Origin of the sequence: Cupriavidus sp. HPC(L) (assembly GCF_000307735.3) — a bacterium.
Lineage (GTDB): Bacteria > Pseudomonadota > Gammaproteobacteria > Burkholderiales > Burkholderiaceae > Cupriavidus.
This window is the reverse complement of the sequence record NZ_AMPR02000325.1, coordinates 1-2,280: the sequence shown is the minus strand read 5'-3', so window position 1 is coordinate 2,280 and position 2,280 is coordinate 1. Positions and strand designations below refer to the sequence as shown.

Genomic DNA, 2,280 nt, shown 5'->3' with positions numbered 1-2,280 from the left:
GGCAGCACGGCGGCGGGCTCGCCGCGCGCAGCCAGCGCGCGGTATGGCATCCCTGCACGCGCCTGCGTCCCGGCGGCGATCGGCCGCCGCTGGCCGTGGTCCGCGGCGAAGGCCCGTGGCTCTACGATGACGAAGGCCGCCGCCTGTTCGACGCGACCAGCTCGTGGTGGGTCAATCTGTTCGGCCATGCGAACCCCGCGATCAACGCCGCGCTGAAGGACCAGCTCGACACGCTCGAACACGTGATGCTGGCCGGCTGCACGCACGCGCCGGCGGTCGAGCTCGCCGAACGGCTGTCGGCGCTGACCGGCGGCGCGCTCGGCCATGCGTTCTACGCATCGGACGGCGCCTCGGCGGTCGAGATCGCGCTGAAGATGAGCTTTCACTTCTGGCGCAACGCCGGCCTGCCGGGCAAGCGCGAGTTCGTCTGCCTGCGCCACGGCTACCACGGCGAGACGGTCGGCGCGCTGGCGGTCACCGATGTCGCGGTGTTCCGCGATGCCTACGATCCGCTGCTGATGCGCGCCCATGTGGCGATGTCCCCGGATGCGCGCCAGGCCGGGCCCGGCGAATCGCCGCGCGAGGTCGCGCAGCGCGCGCTCGACGAGCTCGAGGCGCTGCTGCAGCAGCGCGCCGCCAGCATCGCCGCGCTGATCGTCGAGCCGCTGGTGCAATGCGCGGCCGGCATGGCGATGCACGATCCTGCCTATCTGGACGGCGTGCGCGCGCTGTGCGACCGCTACCGCGTCCACCTGATCGCCGACGAGATCGCGGTCGGCTGCGGGCGCACCGGCACCTTCTTCGCGTGGGAGCAGTCGCGCGGCGGGGCCGCGCTCGGCGCGCAGCAGTGGCCCGATTTCCTGTGCCTGTCCAAGGGCATCAGCGGCGGCTATCTGCCGCTGTCGCTGGTGCTGACGCGCGACGCGATCCAGCAGGCCTTCGTCGCCGACGAGCTGTCGCGCAGTTTCCTGCATTCGCACTCGTACACCGGCAATCCGCTCGCCTGCCGCGCCGCGGTAGCGACGCTGGACCTGTTCGCGCAGCACGACGTGCTGGCGATGAACCGGCAGCGCGCGCAGTGGCTGGCCGACGGGCTGGCCGGCCTGGCCGCCGATGCGCGGTTGCGCCACGTGCGCCAGCGCGGCCTGATCTGGGCCGCCGATCTGCGCGAGCCCTTTGCCTCCGAGACCTTCGCCGCCGACTTCCATCGCGCCGCGCTGGAGCACGGCGTGCTGGTCCGGCCGATCGGCAACACGCTGTACGTGATGCCGCCCTACGTCTTCGACGCGCCGCTGGCGAACTGGCTCGGCGAGCGTCTGCTGGCCGCGCTCGACGAGGTGATCAAGCCGGCCGGGCCTGGCAGGGAGGCGCGCGATGCTGCTTGAGCGACTGACACAAGCCGCCGCCGAACGCGAACGCCAGGCGCTGACGCGGACTCGCCGGATCGCGCATACGCCGTGCGCGCCCCGGCAGACCGTCGGCGCCCTGCTGCCGGACGGCAGCGAGGCCGACCCGCGCTCGCTGCTCGGCTTCAGCAGCAACGACTATCTGGGCCTGGCCAACCATCCGGCCATCGTCGAGGCCTTTGCCGACGGCGCGCGGCGCTGGGGCGCCGGCAGCGGCGCCTCGCATCTGGTCACGGGCCACGGCCTCGCGCATCACCGGCTCGAGACCGAACTGGCGCGCTGGTACGCCGAATCGATTCCGGACGCGGCCGCGCTGACCTTCTGCACCGGCTACATGGCCAATCTGGCGGTGCTGACCGCGCTCGGCGGCGCCGATGCCACGCTGTTCTGCGAGGCGCTGAACCATGCGTCGCTGATCGACGGCGCGCGGCTGGCGCGTGCCAACGTGCAACGCTATCCGCATGGCGATGCCGCCGCGCTCGATGCGCTGCTGGCCGCCAGCACGTCGCCGCTGAAGCTGATCGTCACCGACGGCGTCTTCAGCATGGATGGCGACGTCGCGCCGCTGGCCGAACTGCTGGCGCTGGCCGAGCGGCACGACGCCTGGCTGGTCGTCGACGATGCCCACGGCTTCGGCGTGCTGGGCGAGCGCGGCCACGGCGTGCTGGAGCAACTCGGCCTGGCATCGGAGCGGCTGATCTATATCGGCACGCTGGGCAAGGCGGCCGGAGTAGCCGGGGCCTTCGTCGCCGCGCATCGGCTGATCGCCGAGCATCTGGTCAATACCGCGCGCACGTATATCTTCACCACGGCGGCGCCGCCGGCGGCCGCCCATGCGCTGCTGACCAGCCTCGCGCTGATCGAGGGCGACGAG

Annotated in this window: 2 protein-coding genes; both read left to right on the top strand. The window is 72.2% G+C overall.

The features are described 5' to 3' along the window. Positions 1–1,385 (top strand): adenosylmethionine--8-amino-7-oxononanoate transaminase (gene bioA / locus B551_RS16700; protein WP_023264600.1); only part of this gene is annotated, 1,385 nt, incomplete at its 5' end. Beyond that, on the top strand, positions 1,375–2,280 hold a 906-nt coding region (locus B551_RS16695; RefSeq protein ID WP_023264599.1), incomplete at its 3' end, for an aminotransferase class I/II-fold pyridoxal phosphate-dependent enzyme. The genes bioA and B551_RS16695, both read left to right, overlap by 11 nt.